We start from the raw sequence: 15,967 nt of genomic DNA on the forward strand, positions 1-15,967 counted from the left end.
GTAATTAGAAATTAAATCTATACGAAAGACCAATTTGAAAAACACGATTAAATTGATTCTTTTCTTCGTATATAGATTGTGTTGAAAAATCATGAAAATCACCAGAAAATACATCTAGCGTGCCATGTTTATATCTAGCTTCTATAGCTATTCCGTTTTTAAATTCATAACCAAGACCAGCTGCAAAAGAAAGATCTACAAAAGTAATGTCATTACCTTCTTCTCTGTTTACAAGGCTTACTGGAGTATCATCAAAATCAAAATCTAGACTTGGTGCAATGATCAAATGTAATCCTGTATTTCTAACAAAAAATTTGTTTGTAGCAGTTACTGAAACGTAATGTATCTCTACATCATCTCCATTTGAAAATTTATTGTTACCTCCTTGGTTAGAATATCCCACTTCGGGTTGAAGCGCATATAGCTCTGAGAATCTGAAATGTAAAAAAGCTCCTATATAAACCCCTGCTTTGGGCTCTAAATTGGCATTAGAAAGATCAGAAATATTAACTCCGCCTCTTAATCCAAAAGATGTCTTGTTTTGTGCAGAGGCCGCTCCAAAAACACCAAAAAAGGTTATGATCAATAAAAGATTTCTCATTTTTGAATCGATTTTAAATTAATTTTAAGCTTTAAATTCTTATGCTCAATTGTAATTAGATTTGCAATAGTATCACTAATTTCTGAAAATGTAAAAACTACTTTTTCTTTTCTATTCCCAGTTCTAACAATTTTATGTATTGTGTTATTTTTATTGTAATAATAATGTTTATCATTATTAATTTCAGTTTCAAAAACTATATCGTTTTGATGTGAAAATGTATTTAAAAGGGTAGGAGTTTCTTCAATCAATGCTTTAAAATCTTTTTTTAAAATGTTTATTAAAATCTTTTTATTGAAGTCTTCTAAGATATAATTTACCGTAAAGCTTTCATTAATAAATGAAAAATCAAAAATTTTATTTCCCATTTCTGTAGTAAATACGATACGATGATGATGATCTTCAATCTTTTTTACAATAAAAATCCCCCCAAAATGCTTTTTGTAAACATCAATATTTGCTTTGTACACATAATCTTGTGTCTTATCTGAAAAATATAAATTTCTTACTTCGATACCAGATGCTTCTTTTTTAACGAAATTGTTTTTCTTAGGATAGGAAGCGCATCCTATACATATAAAACAAAGACTAATGAGCAAATATCTCATCTGACAAAGGTTTGTTTAAGACTCTGTTGTTAAATACTATTCTGGTATAATCATTTGAAGGTTCTATCATTTTTACTTCAATAACATCCCCTTTAGAATTAAATGTAATGTGAAATGCTTTAATAAATTTTTCAAACTTTTTGTCTTTAGGGCTAAAATGTACTTCGCTATTCCCTTTATTTTTATAATAACCAATACTAAATTCATCATCATTAAACATATCCCCTTTAACACTATTAATGATAAGCTTATTCAATTGTTTAAACTGCTCGCTAGATCCAATATCGATGTTACTTTTATTACCTTCATTATTAATGTATAGTGTTTTGTTTTTGAACAACACAGAATATGTAAAAGGTTCTACATATTCCCATTTTACAATATTTGGTGTTTTAAAAGCAAGTTTTCCTGTTGTGATAATATCATTTGACAAAAAATCCATGTGTTTGTATTGCGTAAAATCACTCGAAATAGTTTTTGTAGTGGTAGCAAGAGCTTTTACTTTTGCTTTTAAAGCGTTAGCTTCTATAGTACTCATTTCGGTTTGTGCAGATAGCGTAGTAACTATAAATAATAGTAAATAAACAATTTTAGGCATATGCTTTTATCTTAAATAAAGAATCTATAGTAGTTGATTCTATATTTTGTTGTTGTAAAAATAACAATAACTGTTCCAAAACAATAATTGTTTTTGAGCTTGTATCATGAAGTAAAATAACATCACCTTTCGAAAGTCTTCTTGTTATTCGTTTTAGTACTTTATCCGAACTTCGGGATGTAGTGTCCAGGGACCTGACATTCCACCCAATGGATTGTAACTCTGTTACTTTTAATGCCTTTTTAATTCTTGGGTTTGTTACTCCAAAAGCTGGTCTGTATAGTCGCATAGTTAACCCTGTTACTTTTTTTGCTACGGCATTGGTTTGTTGTAATTCTGAAATTACGTCTTCTGTTTTTAAAAAGCCAAAAGAATTAGGATGCGTATATGTATGATTTCCGATAACATGCCCTTGTTTAATACTTTCTTTAACTAATTCGGGGTAAGCCTCAATATGCTTGCCAATACAAAAAAAGGTAGCTTTTGCATTATATTGCTTTAAGAGTTTTAAGACTTGAGGTGTAAATTCGGGATTTGGTCCATCATCAAACGTAATGGCAACTTGATTATTTTTTATATCCTTATTTGCATTAAGAGATGTAAAATGGTAATTCCACTGTATAAGTCCAGAACCAGCCATGGTAATAAGCAACCATATAAAACCCAATAAGAAATAAGACCATAACGGTATTTCTAATGAATAATTGGTTATATGCAAAACCAAAAAAGCGAGCGCTGTTATTCTATTTACGGATTTAAAATTTAGCATTTACGCAGTAAAGTGAAACTATGATTCTCTCCTCTGTATTGATTGTATAATAAAATAGTAGTAAAGTTTGATGTTGATTTTTCATTTAACCGAACTACTTCTGGTAACTCTTGTGTTTTCAATACTTTTGAAGCTAACCATACTCCAAAAGACGATGCGGTATTAAATTCACCACATAAATGTTTATAATATACTTGTTGCGTATCTTTGAATAGGTTTGAGCTTAACTCATTATAAAATGTATCGTATTTTACATCTCCATTATTTCCTAATACAATAGCATCTATATTGTCGATATTTAAATTATTATCCTCTAAAAATAGTTGAGCTGCATGAGAGACTTCGGTTTCAGCTAATGTATTATAGGTTTGTACTGCTATAACCTGGGCATAGCTCGAGTCTTGTTTTTGATTTGATACAACAAAAAAGTTTGCCCCTTCACCAAATATTGCTCCTTCAGTTTTCGAATCCAATATCTTGGTAGAATCAGTTTTTTCTGATTTAATATGATTAATAAGTTTGTGGATCGTAATAGTATGATCCCCATGCTCATCAACACCTCCGATTAGAATAGTATTAGCCTCATCATTTTCTAGTTGCAATTGGGCATCTAATAATGCTGATTCAAAAGATACACTTGCATGTACATAGGTGAAATTGTAACCTTTACACTGAAGCCCCAGAGCGATTTGCCCACCAACTGTATTATGAGTTGATTGTATAAATGAAGTAGGAGTGAGGTATTGCTCGTTATTATCTATAATAGCACTAACAAATTTTTCTGAATCCCTAACACATCCCATTCCTGTTCCTGTGATAATAGCATCAACATTGTCTATGTTTGCGTCTGCCAATGCAATTCTAGAGGCAACCACTCCCATTTTAATGCCTTTTGCCATTCTACGTGCTGCCGCAGGAGGAATATATTCTTTATAATTTGGATTAACCACAGAAATCACATTATCTGTATAGGTATTGATTTCTTTCAAAAACTCGGTATTGTCATAAGTTTTTTGAGATGAAATAGACCCGATACCGGTTATATAGACTGCACTCATATCTCTTTAATTAAACAGTTTTTGCATATTGGGTATTACCCCTTTGTTTACAATTTTGTTATTGTTCTTTTGAAAAAATTATCGTAGAACAATTACCTCCAAAACCTAAGGAATTAGACAACACCGTGTTCAATTCTTTTTCTTTGAGTTCTAATTGTGGTGTAATATCAAACTCTTTCATCTGAGTTTTAAAATTGAGATTAGGATAGATGATATTATGCTGAAGCGCTAATACCGCATAAACAGCTTCGATAGCTCCTGCAGCAGCTAAGGTGTGTCCTGTATATGCTTTTGTAGAACTAAAATCGGGAATTTCTTCACCAAAAACCCTTAGAATAGCACGTCCTTCAGATAAATCGTTATTTCCCGTTGCTGTCCCATGCGCATTAATGTAATCAATGTCATTTGCTGTATATGCTGCAACTTTTAAAGCTTTTTGCATTGCCAAAGTTGCCCCATCTCCATTTTCTGAAGATGCAGTTTGATGATAGGCATCATTTGCATTACCATATCCTTTAACATATCCTAATACTTCTTTTTTTTCTGTAGCAATAACTTCATCAGATTCTAATACCAGGAAAGCAGCAGCTTCACCTAGATTAAGTCCTTTTCTATTCTCATCAAAAGGAGTATTATATGTGTCTGATAAGATCATTAAAGTTTTAAACCCGTTAATGGTAAACTTAGACAAACAATCAGAACCCCCCACAATAACCCTGTCTAGTTTTCCCGACTTAATCAATCGGGCACCAAACATTATAGCATTTGCAGCAGAAGAACAAGCTGTACTTATGGTAGTGACCAAGCTTTTCTCGATCCCTAGCTGTTCTGCAATTTTTTGAGTAGAATCTCCGGCATGGTGACCTTCGATATATTTTTGGGTGCTTTTGTTTTCAAGATAATCATAATAATAGGTTTCTGTCATATCCATCCCACCAACACTGGTTGCCGAGACTAATCCTGTTTTATAGGCATTGATATCAGAAATTTTGGCATCTTGTATTGCCTGCTTAGCAGCAATAGCACCTAATAAAGCTGTTCTTGAGTAATTATTATCAGGAGTTAGACCCAATTGTTGTTCTAACTCCAGATTTGTAGATGCAATTTCACCAACCATAATATCATCTTTATGAATGGTATCAATTTTAGAAACTCTAGAGATTCCTTTTTTACCATTAATAAGTGACTGGTAATTTTCTGCAACATTGTTTCCAATAGCAGAAATTATTCCCATTCCGGTTATAGCAACACCTTTACTCATTTAAATATCAATAAAATTTATTTTGTTCTATGTTCAGAAATGTATTTTGCCATTACTTCTATAGATGCAAAAATTTCACGTCCTTCTTTAGGGTCGGTTAATTTAATACCGTAGTTTTTATCTAACATTACAATTAATTCTAATGCATCAATTGAGTCTAAACCTAAACCATCACCAAAAAGAATATCGTCATCAGCAATATCTTCAACAGCAATATCTTCAAGATTTAATTGCTCAATAATGTTTTCCTTTAGTTCTTGTTTTAAAACCTCCATATTATGTATTATATAAATTTACTATATTTTGTTTAGTATGTATTGTGGTTCCTTTTCTAGAAACCAGATATAAAAATGCGTCATATGCTACTCCATCAAACTCTACCCAACCACATAATGCTTCATTAGCTTTATTTGCTGATAATAGACTATTTGTGTAGTCTGATAAATATTCGGCATTAAAGCTGTCAAAGATAAAAAAACTATTTTCAGAATGAAGTTTATATTTTATACTAATCTCACCAATACAGATATTGGGTAGTGTATACACAAAAACAGCAGGACTAGGATAGTAATTGTCTTTATTTTGGATAGATTCCTGATGTTTTTCATCGGTATCTAAACTAGATGATTTATTCGAAAACACAATAGCAATGTTATTTTCGTCTTCTAGATTCAATTTTTCTTCTCGTAGGATAAGATCTGATGCCAAAAAAGCAAGCTTACTTAACCCATCCATTTTAAAGAATTTAGGATATTTAGTATCGAAACTTCTATACGCTGCTTTTATAAAATCTAAAAAATCTAAAGTGTCATTATCGTTGTATATAACGGTTCCGTTTAAAGAGACTTTATTATCTTTTATGTGACAGAATGATTTTATATAAAATTCAGACTCCATTAATCGACTACTTTTTTTTACAGACAAATATGGTATGGTATTCTCCTACAGCCAAATCTTCTTGTATTGTTAATCCAGCTTGATTCACTAATTCGATTAACTCGGTAGCTTTATACATTTTACTGTTTCCGTTTGCCAGCACCGTAAAATACAATGATGTGGCTTCCAGGATAAATTTAGCATTATCAAATTTTTGTCTGTCTGTGTATGTTTCCATAATTAATAGCTCTGTGTTGTCATCCATAGATTCTACACAAACTTTTAATATTTTTAGGATTTCGTCTTTAGAAAAACAATCTAAAAATTGACACATCCATATGGTATCTGCTCCGGTTGGGATTTTTGGGTTTTCGGATAACCAATCTATCTCATGGCCGGTAACACGGTTTTCGAATTGATTGTCTTTTACGGCAGCAAGTGCTTTTTTTAACTGACCCGGTAAATCAATCATTTTTATAGATACATCATCGTCGTAATTACAACAGCTAATCGCAAATTTTCCTGTGTTTGCACCAATATCAAATAATAACTTTGGTTTTTTTCTGAAAACTATTTCTAATGCATCCTGAAATATGTCATCAGAATAGTGATGATCAAACTCAAACCAGGATTTTTGTATTTCTGGATCTAATTGTGATAGACCCTCATATATGGTATCCCAATTTCCTAATTCTTTTAATCCTTCGGGTTTCCCTTCTTTAATCGAATCGTTTAAATGATATAATCCTTTATAGCAAACATCGTTCGTGAAGTTGATATTAACATCAACAGTTTTATTATAATTTAAAAAATAACCAATATTAGTTAATTCATAAGTGTCATTTTCATTTTTACTAACAATATTAGAGCTTTCAGCAATTTCTAATAAAACACCAATACCATAATTGCTAATAGATAATTCTTTAGAAATATCTTCTAATGTGATACCTCCTTTTTTCCTTCTTTCAAAAATAAGATCTAAAACCCCAAGCTTTCTTAAAGAAATTGTTGCTTGAAAAACGAAAGGAGCAAAAGCTATTTTTTGTGCTTCCTGAATTGCGTCTATAGCTTTTATAGTTTGAACTGACATACGTTTATAAATATAAGTTATTTTATTTTTTGAAATACAACTGCGGTATTACAACCTCCGAATCCAGAGGCAGTTTTTAGGAAAATATTTAATTGTTTTGGGGTGGTTTTTGTGATAATATTTAAAGGCTTTGAGGTACCGGGTTCTTTAAAACCTAATGAAGTATATAATGTATTCTTTTGCAATGAATACATCCCTACAATGGTTTCAACTAATCCTGAAGCTCCTAATGTATGACCAAAATAGCCTTTTAAACTATTTAAAGGTACTTTGCCTAAATTAAGCCTGTTAAATGCAATTGATTCTGTTTCATCATTAAACAATGTTGCTGTTCCATGAGCTGAAATGTAATCAATGTCGGTATGAGTAACATTCCCTTCTTTAAAAGCAGATTGTATACTTCGGTATAAACCTTCACCGGTTCGGGAAGGTCCAGAAATATGATTTGCGTCGTTACAAGAGCCTTCACCCAAAATAACAACTGCTTCTTTTGATACTCTTTTTTTATTATTAGTAACCAAAATACTGGCAGCAACTTCTCCTATATTAACCCCTTTTCGATCTTTATCATAGGGTTTACAAGGCTCGTCACTTAGTGCTTGAAACGAATTGAAACCAGTTACTATAAATTCGCTTACCATATCTCCGCTAACAATAAAAACATCATCATAGGTGCCTTGGTTAATATAGCGTTTTGCAATAGCAATAGATAAAACCCCTGAAACACATGCATTAGAAACAACAATAGCATCATTTTTAAAACCTAGAGTTTCTTTAATTACTTTTCCCAGAGTGCTTAAATAAGCTCGCTTTTTTTGGAATGTACTGTTTTTATTTAAAACATCAATATTGCCTTTGGTGGTAGATATAATAAGTCCAACACGATTTGTTAAGGGGATTTTTGATGCTTTGATAACCTGGCTTAATGAAGAAATCATCATCTGTTCTAAACGGGTGAACTGTCCTTCCTTATTTAATTGCTTAAAACTAGTAGCTAAATCTTCTGTATTTATAATTGAAGAATAAAATGGACTCGGTAACAGGTTTTTGTCATCGATAAGCCGTAAGCCCGAATTCTCATTATGAATATTCTGTACAACAGTTTCGCTGTCAAAACCAAGCGATGATATTATATTATTATATGAAGCGTAAATCTTATTCATCCAATTCTATAAGGCCCTCTTTTTGTTTCCATTTGATAAAGAAAGATGGAATTGTTAGTGATAAGTCACCATTCCCTATATCTTCAACAAACACCTGTACGGTTTCTCCCGTGCAGACTAATTTATGATTTTGGTTGTAAATTTCATATCTAAAAATCATTTTAGCAGCAGGACTATCTACATAAATAGTTTTTATGGTAGCAATATCTCCATATCGTAAAGGTAGTTTGTGTTCTGTACTAGATTTTACGATTGGGGTTGCGTAACCAAATTTTTTTTGATCTAAATATGAAATACCGTGATGCCTTCCAAAAGCTTCCCTGCCATCTTCAAAATATTGAATATAATTACCATGCCAGACAATTCCTAAGGGATCGGTTTCTACAAAACGTACTCTAACCTGACTGGTAAAACTTATTTCTTTGTTATTTTTAGACTGCATTTTTCTTTTCATTATAAACAATAGAAATTAAAGCTGTTATTATAAAAAACAATAAAAGTAATATTATTTCTGGAACAATTTCTTTAAAGCTGGCATTTCGCAAAAATACATCATAGAAGGCATTTAAGCCCCAATTCATTGGCGAAATATTTGATAATAGTTGCATGAATTTGGGCATTACAAAAACGGGTACCCAAACACCTCCCAAAGCAGCGAGAATGACCACAAAGGTTGCTCCAAACGGAGCAGATTGCTCTTGCGTCTTTGCTATTGTTCCTAGCAATAACCCCAATCCTATTGCTGCTAAGCCCGCAAAAAAGGCAACAATAAATAGATTTAATATTCTTCCTGATACATCTAATGTTGGTAAACCTAGTTTCGGAAATAAAAACACGCCTATTGCTAACATTAAAGTAAATTGTATGAGGCAAACAGCCAAATATACTGTAGTTTTGCCTCCTAACACTACTGCATAGGATACAGGATTTGTTCTTAATCGTACAAAAGTTCCTTGATTCTTTTCTTTTACAATATTTATAGATAATGGTACTATAATAAAAAAGATAGCAAATAAAGTCCAGGCAGGTACATTATGCTGTGCAGAATTAGGAATAATCTCTTTGTCTCCTTGTTTTGGAACTATTTCTTTAAAACTAATAAAATTATCTGTTTCGAAAATAGCCTCTGTGTCATCTTCTGCAACTTGTTCATGAAAAGCTTTGTAAATAGATTGTGTTTCTATTTTAGAAATCATTTTATCGATACCATTTTTTACTGAACTTTTAAAGGTTAGTTGAGTTGCCGGATCAAAATATAGTCTAACTTCCTTGTTTAGAATAGTTTCTTCTGGTCGAGCTTCTTTTTCTTCTTCCAGGCCAAATTTTGATAAAATACCCTCTACATTTTGATTAACTTTTTTCTCTAAATCTGATGATAACTTTTCTGGGATAATTATAGAGAGTTGATAATTTCCTTTAAACACCAGATTTCTGGCTTCTTGTTCATTATCTTTTTGAATGACCTCAAAAGTATTAGATTCTGTTAAACTACTAATTATAGTTTCAGACACGTGACCATTATCATTATTTACAAGAAGTATTGGGATCTTAGTATCACTAATGGTTTTAAAACTACTATCCTGAATAATTGTTATCGTGATAATTAATACAATTGGCATTACAAATAAAATAGCAATACCACCAATATCTCTGGTGAGCAATAAAAACTCTTTATATGTAGAAGCCCATAATTTATGCATGATCTCTTAATGCTTTTCCGGTTAAGGCTAAAAATACATCTTCAAGATTATTTGCCTTTTTTTGATTAGAAATTAATTCTTGTGGTTTCCCTTGAGATATTATTTTTCCATGATCTATAATAGCTACTTTGGTACAAAAATCTTCGGCTTCATTTAAATGATGCGATGTATAAATAATGGTAGTTCCTTTTTGATTTAAGAGTTGCAAATATTTAATAATTACATTTTTGGATTGCACATCTACCCCAACAGTTGGTTCGTCCAAAAATAAGACTTTAGGTTCGTGTAAAATACTTGCAATTAAATTGATACGACGTTTCATCCCTCCAGAAAACGTACTCACTTTTTTGTTAGCAAACTTTGATAAACCCAATGTTTCAATAGCCTGACTTATTTTAGACTTTAATAGTTGCCCTTTTAAACCATACATGCTTCCGAAATACTTAAGATTTTCATTAGCAGTTAACGAAGGGTATAGAGCGTACTCTTGGGGTACAATACCAATTAATTGTTTTAATTGATTAGGGTTTTTGTACGTTAAACCGTCTATAGTAAATGATCCTGATGTAGGTTTTATTAAAGAGCATAACAACGAAATTAATGTAGTTTTTCCGGCTCCATTTGGACCAAGTAACCCAAAAATTTCTTTTTCATCGATAAACAAATCTAAATCTGATACAGAATATGTATCTGCACCTTTATATTTTTTAGATAATTGTTCAATTTTAATCATGCTTTATTCTGCTGTTAAATCGCTTTCTTTAATTTTTTAAAGAAAGCTTCTTCTCGATTTGCTATATCGTCTAATTGCATGGCAACATCGTTATATGCATCATCTTTTGCACTTCGGTTTTTGTATATGCGAGAAGCATCTAAAGCAAAATCTCTCCACGAATCACCAATTGCAGTCATTTCTGTAGATAATTCGATTAATGTGTCATTCTTTAATACTTTACCAGCCTCTTGTAAGAATGCAGCATAGATATATCTAAAACCACCGCCTCCGGTTCCTATTTCTTCTTGCATTCTAACCACTTGTCCTAAATAGTGATTGGCTACTTTTGTACCTTTCTTTTTTGGCCATTTGCGAATTAATTTAGCCACTGTTCGAATTCCTTTAACTCCAACAATAGGCGCTGGAGCAAGCATTTCTCTACAGGTTTGTTTAATTCCTTTTACTATAGCTTTTTCTAAAGCTAACTCTTTAGGGAAATCGATGGGGTAATACATATGTCCTTTGGGAGCAAAAGCACCTTTAGCAAAACGTACTTTTTCTAGCTCTTTTGCTGTTAAAGTTGTAACAGTTTCCATTACTGGATCACTGATTAGATACAAATCTTCTTTTTTTCCGTAAACAACCAGATTGTGAGCATTAAAATGAAAACGATATTCGTCGGGAAAATACACTAGATTATATACCCCAACTTGAAGTCCTACAGGGTTATTTTTCTTGAGATTTTCGTCTAGACGTGCTTTGGCGTTCTGAGGGTCTTTAAATTTTTCTCGTTTTATTTTGATACCGACTCTTTTTGCGAATCGTTTAAAGATAAAGCCCGGCATAGCTCTATAAGTTAGGGCAGGAGCATGATTTACCATCAAAAACGGGATGTAGCAAAATAATAAACCAGATCCAATACCAAAGACCATGGGTTCACTAACACTGAAACCATTATGTTTCATTAAATTAGACACAACACCATTTTCGCAGTGTGCAGATTGATGATGCGTAAAGTTAATTTCCATGTTCAATGTTTTTTAATTGATCGACTGTGATTTCGAAAACGTCAGCGTATTTTTGTAATGTTTTTTGAGATAACTTATGAAATACTTTTGGTTTAAAGTGTCTTTTAACGCGCCATTTCCATAGACCGACATAACTGGCTAAAATAGTAATATCCATTTTATGTAGCTCCATATAATATTCTATAGGGCTTGTCTGGTTATTTACAACTTTAATTTTGGCTTTTTCTACACGTTCGTTTATTTCCTGCAGCGCATTGTTTAATGCAATGGTCTTAGGAGTCCACCCACTGCTACCTGCAGTTGTATACTCTCCATTTTCATTAACAGCATAACATAGTTCTTTAAAATTTGCAGACTTTAAACTGCCTTTATCCTGTGGAACTTCACTTTTTTTCATAGTACACCTATTTCATTTCTTGAATAAACAAATTCATTTCACAAGATAATAATTCTTTATCTGCTTCATGAATGGTGCACTCTAATGTACACATGCTATATTGCTCTGTATCAAATCGGGATTTTAAAATAGCTTTAGAAACTATTGTCTCTCCAACGGTTGGACAGCTATACACTTGTACTTTTTTTATTGCACTAATAAAACCAATGAGTTTTGTGCCTTCACCTTCTAGATCGTCTTCTTCAAAATAACTTTTACCAACGATTGAAGAGCAGGTTTGAGCGGCATTCTCTACCATACCAATTTCGTTAAAAATAGTATCGCTAACAAAAATACAGTCTGATTTTATAGTAAACGAAGTTGCTACATGTTCATCATCAATAGATAACACTTTATCTACCATTAAAAAAGGAGTTCGATGTGGCAGGAATTTAGCGATATCTAATGTTTTGACTTTATCCATTAACTAGCAATAACTGTTTTCATTTGCCCAGAAGCAATCACTTCTTTTTTGGCGTTAAACACTTCGATTTTGACCATGGTAACTCCCATAAATTCATGTAAAATTTCGGCTTTGGTAGTTATAGTCTCATTTACTTTTGGAAGATGAAAAACTTCTACTTTTTTTATTGATCCAATATAGCCTGTAGGAGCAGGTTCATTTTTAAGAAAATAATCGTAACCTGTATGTAATGCCACAGTTTGTGCCATATTTTCTATAATTCCAGGTTCTAAAAATAAATTATCTTTTAGAAAAAGATTGTTTTCTGTAACCTTAAAAGAGGATGCAACACTTGTCTCTGAAAAACCTAGCAAAGTATCTACCATTTCAAAAGGTTCTTTTTGAGGTATTAGGTGTTTAATATTTCTAATAGGAAGTTTTGTGTTTTTCATTTTAGCAAACGGTTAAAAGCGCAACCGAATATGAAAAACGGGAGCTTTCTGGTACAGAAAGTAAAATTTTATCTCCTTTTTTTAATTTTCCAGTATTTACTAATTCTTCTAGCACAATATAAATAGAACCAGCACCAACATTTCCTACTTTACTTAAATTGATAAACCAATTTTCCCAAGGTATTTCTACACCACTATTTTTCATGGCTTCATATAAGTCATCTTTAAAATAGTATGAAGAAATATGTGGTAAATAATAGGTGATGTCTTCTGGTTTAATATCATCATGTTTTTCAAATACTTTAACTAAGGTTTCTACAGCCTTTGTTAGAATATTTTCAGATAATAATTTAACATCTTGTTTTATAGCAAATAAGGATTTTTGTGCCCATTCTTCTGATGGATACTCGCTCCATGGTTTAAGTTCTCCATTTTCTAGTTTATCTCCTCCTGCATACATGCATGCTTCTATTTCATATGCATAAGAATAAGCGTCCATCCATTCAATCTTTAAAGGAAGGTTACCATTAGGTTGATCTTCTAAAAGAAAGGCTCCAGCACCATCAGATAACATCCAACGTAAGAAGTCCTTATTAAAAGCTAGAATAGGCGTTTCTTCTAGTTTTTTTAAATGCTCTATTTCGTTTTTAAAAACATCTGATTTCATCCACGAAGATGCTCGTTCAGATCCTGTGCAAACCGCATTGGTGTTTTGTCCTGATTTAATTGCCAGGTAGCCAAATTTTAAAGCACTCATACCAGAACAACAGGCACCCGAAGGGGAATTAATTTCTACATTCCCATTTTTTAAAAACCCATGAACCATTGCAGCATGTGATGGTAGTATTTGATCAGGACTCCCTGTACCACAAGATAATAATTCGATATTTTCTGCAGTAAAACTTTCGTCACACAAAAGCTCTATAGCTTCTTTAGTAAGCTGTGCATTATTGTGTGTTATATTTCCATCATTATCAATTGCATAATATCTGGTTTTTATTTGATTATTTCGTAAAACAATTCTTCGGCCTTTTGATACTTTTCCATCTATGAAGCCTAATCTCTCTTCCATCTGATCATTATCGATTGGATCGTTAGGTAAAAACTTTGATATTCTTGTAATGTATACGTCTTTCATTAATTATTTTTTGTATCAACAGATGAATAATATTTTTTTTCTCTGCTAATTTTTTTATACATAAAAATATAAGCAGTCAAAAATACAATAAAAACTAGTGGTGCTATAATCCAAATTGCAAATAACAAGTAATAATTAAAAAAAACAAGGAGATTTTTACGCCCTGTCTTACTTGTTTTTCCTTTTTTGTATGCTAGGTTGGCTAATTTTGAAAATATAATATTGCCTCGCTTGTCTACTAAAACTAAAAATGATTTAATTTTTACAGCACCTAATTGTACCAATTTTTTTTGTAATCCTGAAAAATTACTAGTGAGCAATGCATCTTTTATAGGTGTAGCAAATTTCACTACATTCTTTATATCTTTATCAGAAACCCCTGGTTTAGGAAAAAAACCTAAAAATCGACTTTTTTTCCCTTTAAACATCCAGTGTTTTATGGTTATTACACTTATGTGATTAATATGTCTATCTACCAAGACAATGTTTCCTACCAGTTTCGCATTACAAGATGCTAGAAGGGTTTTCATTTTTTCTTGTGCCTTAACCCACATATTTCTACACCCAATTACTGTAACCACAGGTGTGTTATCCAGTATTTTTTTTGCACTTTCTGACTTTAAAAAAGAATTGATAGGAATAGAAGGTGTTAAATACCAGACTTGATAGCCAAGTAATACTAGATCATATTTTTGATTTGTTATTTCTGAAGGAATTGGTTTAATTTTTTCTGGTATCTGAAGAAATGTTTCTGGAAAAACACCAAAAAAAGCTTTTCTATTCCACGGAAAAGGGTAAGGTTTTTCCATTTCGATTTTGTGATGGGTTACCTTTATTTCTTCAGAAGAATCCATAGGATTAACTATGTTATTGACAATTTCTGTCAACTGCCCGGACTGCGAATAATGTACCACTAAAACATGTTTCATTTTACTTATTATTTACATTCCAAAAGTCGAAATAGTTAAACCATTGTAATGGATATTTGTCTAACATCCATTGTAAGCTTTCCGTATATTCTTTTAGTAATTCTTTGGCATCCCTATGTTTAGCTTTAGCTTTTCTGGCATAAAGGTGGTAATGTGTATTCGTTTCTTTCATAACATACACAAAAAGTACAGGTACTTTTAGTCTAGAAGCTAGCATAAAAGGCCCAGAAGGGAACCTGGCTTCTTGCCCTAGTAAATCTTGTGTTAAATATTTAGAACCTTCAAAATAACGATCTCCTGTAATGCACACAATTTCATTTCTAGCCAAAGCAGCATTAATTTGAAAGATATGAGAAAGATCTTCTTTGATGAAAATAAATTTAATATTAGATTTAGAGGTAACGCTATCAAGGTAATTCTTAATAGCAGTATGTTCTATGTCTGTAGTTAAAAGACTAATTGCGGCATTTTCTTCTAGTTCACCAAAAAAATGCTCGGCAATCTCAAAATTACCAAGATGAGCACTAATAAGGATACCTCCTTTTTTTTCCTTTAAGGTTTCGTTTATGAGTTCTACACCATCAAACTCATACGTGAATTTGTCTCTAAGGCCTGATGATATGGCTACTTTGTCAATAATAGTCTGGCCAAAAACATAATAGCTCTGGAATATTTTAAAAATACTCTTAAATCTAGGGTATTTAAGTCTCTTATTTAAATAGTAATATATGGATCTACTACTAGATAAGGCAAAAAAACAAAAATATGCAGCAACGAAGTATAAAATAAAATAGGCAGAGCCTAAGCCAACTTTTTTAATAAAGAAAACAAATATTTTATACCCAAATACCGTACCTCTGGACTTTCCTTTCCATTCAGTAGTCATATATGTTTATAGCGATTTTATTTTATTTTCTATAAGATCGTAAAAATTTTGAAGTGTTACAACATTTATAAAATCTTCGCCTATTAATTTTACACCAAAATTGGATTCTACAGCTACTACAAGATCAACAAAATCTAAGCTATCTAGCTCAAGAGTCTCTTTTAAGTTTGCTTCTGGAGAAATATTTTCTCCTTCTACTTCAAACTCATCAATAAGAAAGTCGTTTATCTTTTCAATAATAACTTCTTTATCCATA

The 15,967-nt window shown here is 31.8% G+C and carries 21 protein-coding genes; all 21 read right to left on the reverse strand.

Annotation, left to right across the window (positions count from 1 at the left end; genetic code table 11):
* Nucleotides 1-4 precede the first annotated feature (4 nt).
* From ATO12_RS12385 to ATO12_RS12485, 21 genes are read right to left on the reverse strand one after another with little or no spacing between them, the layout of a single operon-like run.
* Nucleotides 5-601, reverse strand: coding sequence for a porin family protein (locus ATO12_RS12385; RefSeq protein WP_034242338.1), 597 nt, complete (start codon nt 599-601; stop codon nt 5-7).
* Nucleotides 598-1,209, reverse strand: coding sequence for a hypothetical protein (locus ATO12_RS12390; RefSeq protein WP_034242339.1), 612 nt, complete (start codon nt 1,207-1,209; stop codon nt 598-600). The genes ATO12_RS12385 and ATO12_RS12390 overlap by 4 nt, the downstream gene beginning before the upstream one ends.
* A complete protein-coding gene (locus ATO12_RS12395; protein ID WP_034242340.1) occupies nt 1,190-1,807 on the reverse strand; it encodes a LolA family protein in 618 nt (205 codons plus the stop codon). The genes ATO12_RS12390 and ATO12_RS12395 overlap by 20 nt, the downstream gene beginning before the upstream one ends.
* Nucleotides 1,800-2,576 (reverse strand): polysaccharide deacetylase family protein, encoded by a 777-nt coding sequence (locus ATO12_RS12400; protein ID WP_034242341.1) that lies wholly within the window; start codon nt 2,574-2,576, stop codon nt 1,800-1,802. The genes ATO12_RS12395 and ATO12_RS12400 overlap by 8 nt, the downstream gene beginning before the upstream one ends.
* A complete protein-coding gene (locus ATO12_RS12405) occupies nt 2,570-3,634 on the reverse strand; it encodes a beta-ketoacyl synthase N-terminal-like domain-containing protein (protein WP_034242342.1) in 1,065 nt (354 codons plus the stop codon). Before ATO12_RS12405 ends, ATO12_RS12400 begins: the two co-directional genes overlap by 7 nt.
* A 58-nt stretch (nt 3,635-3,692) precedes the next feature.
* The gene (locus ATO12_RS12410) at nt 3,693-4,895 is read right to left on the reverse strand and encodes a beta-ketoacyl-[acyl-carrier-protein] synthase family protein (protein ID WP_034242343.1); all 1,203 of its coding nucleotides are present in this window, start codon (nt 4,893-4,895) and stop codon (nt 3,693-3,695) included.
* 17 nt (nt 4,896-4,912) lie between these two features.
* Nucleotides 4,913-5,170, reverse strand: a complete 258-nt coding sequence (locus ATO12_RS12415; protein ID WP_024771985.1) for a phosphopantetheine-binding protein — start codon at nt 5,168-5,170, stop codon at nt 4,913-4,915.
* A gap of 1 nt (nt 5,171) precedes the next feature.
* Nucleotides 5,172-5,792, reverse strand: a complete 621-nt coding sequence (locus tag ATO12_RS12420; RefSeq protein ID WP_034242689.1) for a 3-oxoacyl-ACP synthase — start codon at nt 5,790-5,792, stop codon at nt 5,172-5,174.
* 7 nt (nt 5,793-5,799) lie between these two features.
* Complete coding sequence (locus ATO12_RS12425; RefSeq protein WP_034242344.1) at nt 5,800-6,861, reverse strand: methyltransferase; 1,062 nt, start codon at nt 6,859-6,861, stop codon at nt 5,800-5,802.
* Nucleotides 6,862-6,878: 17 nt separating this feature from the next.
* Nucleotides 6,879-8,024, reverse strand: a complete 1,146-nt coding sequence (locus ATO12_RS12430) for a beta-ketoacyl-[acyl-carrier-protein] synthase family protein (protein WP_034242346.1) — start codon at nt 8,022-8,024, stop codon at nt 6,879-6,881.
* Entirely contained in the window at nt 8,017-8,478 is a 462-nt protein-coding gene (locus ATO12_RS12435; protein WP_117590041.1) for an acyl-CoA thioesterase, read from the reverse strand. The genes ATO12_RS12430 and ATO12_RS12435 overlap by 8 nt, the downstream gene beginning before the upstream one ends.
* On the reverse strand, nt 8,456-9,724 hold the full coding sequence (locus ATO12_RS12440) for an ABC transporter permease (protein ID WP_034242347.1): 1,269 nt from the start codon (nt 9,722-9,724) through the stop codon (nt 8,456-8,458). The genes ATO12_RS12435 and ATO12_RS12440 overlap by 23 nt, the downstream gene beginning before the upstream one ends.
* Nucleotides 9,717-10,457: an ABC transporter ATP-binding protein gene (locus ATO12_RS12445; protein WP_034242349.1), complete on the reverse strand. Its 741-nt coding sequence runs from the start codon at nt 10,455-10,457 to the stop codon at nt 9,717-9,719. Before ATO12_RS12445 ends, ATO12_RS12440 begins: the two co-directional genes overlap by 8 nt.
* Before the next feature lie 14 nt (nt 10,458-10,471).
* Entirely contained in the window at nt 10,472-11,467 is a 996-nt protein-coding gene (locus tag ATO12_RS12450; protein ID WP_034242350.1) for a BtrH N-terminal domain-containing protein, read from the reverse strand.
* Nucleotides 11,457-11,864: a hypothetical protein gene (locus ATO12_RS12455; protein ID WP_034242352.1), complete on the reverse strand. Its 408-nt coding sequence runs from the start codon at nt 11,862-11,864 to the stop codon at nt 11,457-11,459. Before ATO12_RS12455 ends, ATO12_RS12450 begins: the two co-directional genes overlap by 11 nt.
* A 7-nt stretch (nt 11,865-11,871) precedes the next feature.
* Complete coding sequence (locus ATO12_RS12460) at nt 11,872-12,327, reverse strand: ABC transporter permease (RefSeq protein WP_034242353.1); 456 nt, start codon at nt 12,325-12,327, stop codon at nt 11,872-11,874.
* Nucleotides 12,327-12,758: a hypothetical protein gene (locus tag ATO12_RS12465; RefSeq protein ID WP_034242355.1), complete on the reverse strand. Its 432-nt coding sequence runs from the start codon at nt 12,756-12,758 to the stop codon at nt 12,327-12,329. Before ATO12_RS12465 ends, ATO12_RS12460 begins: the two co-directional genes overlap by 1 nt.
* Nucleotide 12,759: 1 nt before the next feature.
* On the reverse strand, nt 12,760-13,896 hold the full coding sequence (locus tag ATO12_RS12470; RefSeq protein ID WP_034242356.1) for a beta-ketoacyl-ACP synthase III: 1,137 nt from the start codon (nt 13,894-13,896) through the stop codon (nt 12,760-12,762).
* On the reverse strand, nt 13,896-14,825 hold the full coding sequence (locus tag ATO12_RS12475; RefSeq protein ID WP_034242357.1) for an NADPH-dependent FMN reductase family protein: 930 nt from the start codon (nt 14,823-14,825) through the stop codon (nt 13,896-13,898). The genes ATO12_RS12470 and ATO12_RS12475 overlap by 1 nt, the downstream gene beginning before the upstream one ends.
* Before the next feature lies 1 nt (nt 14,826).
* Nucleotides 14,827-15,711 carry an LpxL/LpxP family acyltransferase gene (locus tag ATO12_RS12480; RefSeq protein ID WP_034242358.1) on the reverse strand — a complete coding sequence of 295 codons (885 nt, stop codon included), beginning with the start codon at nt 15,709-15,711 and terminating at the stop codon, nt 14,827-14,829.
* 6 nt (nt 15,712-15,717) lie between these two features.
* Nucleotides 15,718-15,966 (reverse strand): phosphopantetheine-binding protein, encoded by a 249-nt coding sequence (locus ATO12_RS12485; RefSeq protein WP_024771999.1) that lies wholly within the window; start codon nt 15,964-15,966, stop codon nt 15,718-15,720.
* Nucleotide 15,967: the final 1 nt, after the last annotated feature.

It is taken from the genome of Aquimarina atlantica (assembly GCF_000626715.1).
Lineage (GTDB): Bacteria > Bacteroidota > Bacteroidia > Flavobacteriales > Flavobacteriaceae > Aquimarina > Aquimarina atlantica.

Excerpts from the sequence above, each read along its gene's own strand:
- ATO12_RS12385 (WP_034242338.1), bottom strand. The coding sequence starts at position 601 with ATGAGAAATCTTTTATTGATCATAACCTTTTTTGGTGTTTTTGGAGCG.
- ATO12_RS12390 (WP_034242339.1), bottom strand. The coding sequence starts at position 1,209 with ATGAGATATTTGCTCATTAGTCTTTGTTTTATATGTATAGGATGCGCT.
- ATO12_RS12395 (WP_034242340.1), bottom strand. The coding sequence starts at position 1,807 with ATGCCTAAAATTGTTTATTTACTATTATTTATAGTTACTACGCTATCT.
- ATO12_RS12400 (WP_034242341.1), bottom strand. The coding sequence starts at position 2,576 with ATGCTAAATTTTAAATCCGTAAATAGAATAACAGCGCTCGCTTTTTTG.
- ATO12_RS12405 (WP_034242342.1), bottom strand. The coding sequence starts at position 3,634 with ATGAGTGCAGTCTATATAACCGGTATCGGGTCTATTTCATCTCAAAAA.
- ATO12_RS12410 (WP_034242343.1), bottom strand. The coding sequence starts at position 4,895 with ATGAGTAAAGGTGTTGCTATAACCGGAATGGGAATAATTTCTGCTATT.
- ATO12_RS12415 (WP_024771985.1), bottom strand. The coding sequence starts at position 5,170 with ATGGAGGTTTTAAAACAAGAACTAAAGGAAAACATTATTGAGCAATTA.
- ATO12_RS12420 (WP_034242689.1), bottom strand. The coding sequence starts at position 5,792 with ATGGAGTCTGAATTTTATATAAAATCATTCTGTCACATAAAAGATAAT.
- ATO12_RS12425 (WP_034242344.1), bottom strand. The coding sequence starts at position 6,861 with ATGTCAGTTCAAACTATAAAAGCTATAGACGCAATTCAGGAAGCACAA.
- ATO12_RS12430 (WP_034242346.1), bottom strand. The coding sequence starts at position 8,024 with ATGAATAAGATTTACGCTTCATATAATAATATAATATCATCGCTTGGT.
- ATO12_RS12435 (WP_117590041.1), bottom strand. The coding sequence starts at position 8,478 with ATGAAAAGAAAAATGCAGTCTAAAAATAACAAAGAAATAAGTTTTACC.
- ATO12_RS12440 (WP_034242347.1), bottom strand. The coding sequence starts at position 9,724 with ATGCATAAATTATGGGCTTCTACATATAAAGAGTTTTTATTGCTCACC.
- ATO12_RS12445 (WP_034242349.1), bottom strand. The coding sequence starts at position 10,457 with ATGATTAAAATTGAACAATTATCTAAAAAATATAAAGGTGCAGATACA.
- ATO12_RS12450 (WP_034242350.1), bottom strand. The coding sequence starts at position 11,467 with ATGGAAATTAACTTTACGCATCATCAATCTGCACACTGCGAAAATGGT.
- ATO12_RS12455 (WP_034242352.1), bottom strand. The coding sequence starts at position 11,864 with ATGAAAAAAAGTGAAGTTCCACAGGATAAAGGCAGTTTAAAGTCTGCA.
- ATO12_RS12460 (WP_034242353.1), bottom strand. The coding sequence starts at position 12,327 with ATGGATAAAGTCAAAACATTAGATATCGCTAAATTCCTGCCACATCGA.
- ATO12_RS12465 (WP_034242355.1), bottom strand. The coding sequence starts at position 12,758 with ATGAAAAACACAAAACTTCCTATTAGAAATATTAAACACCTAATACCT.
- ATO12_RS12470 (WP_034242356.1), bottom strand. The coding sequence starts at position 13,896 with ATGAAAGACGTATACATTACAAGAATATCAAAGTTTTTACCTAACGAT.
- ATO12_RS12475 (WP_034242357.1), bottom strand. The coding sequence starts at position 14,825 with ATGAAACATGTTTTAGTGGTACATTATTCGCAGTCCGGGCAGTTGACA.
- ATO12_RS12480 (WP_034242358.1), bottom strand. The coding sequence starts at position 15,711 with ATGACTACTGAATGGAAAGGAAAGTCCAGAGGTACGGTATTTGGGTAT.
- ATO12_RS12485 (WP_024771999.1), bottom strand. The coding sequence starts at position 15,966 with ATGGATAAAGAAGTTATTATTGAAAAGATAAACGACTTTCTTATTGAT.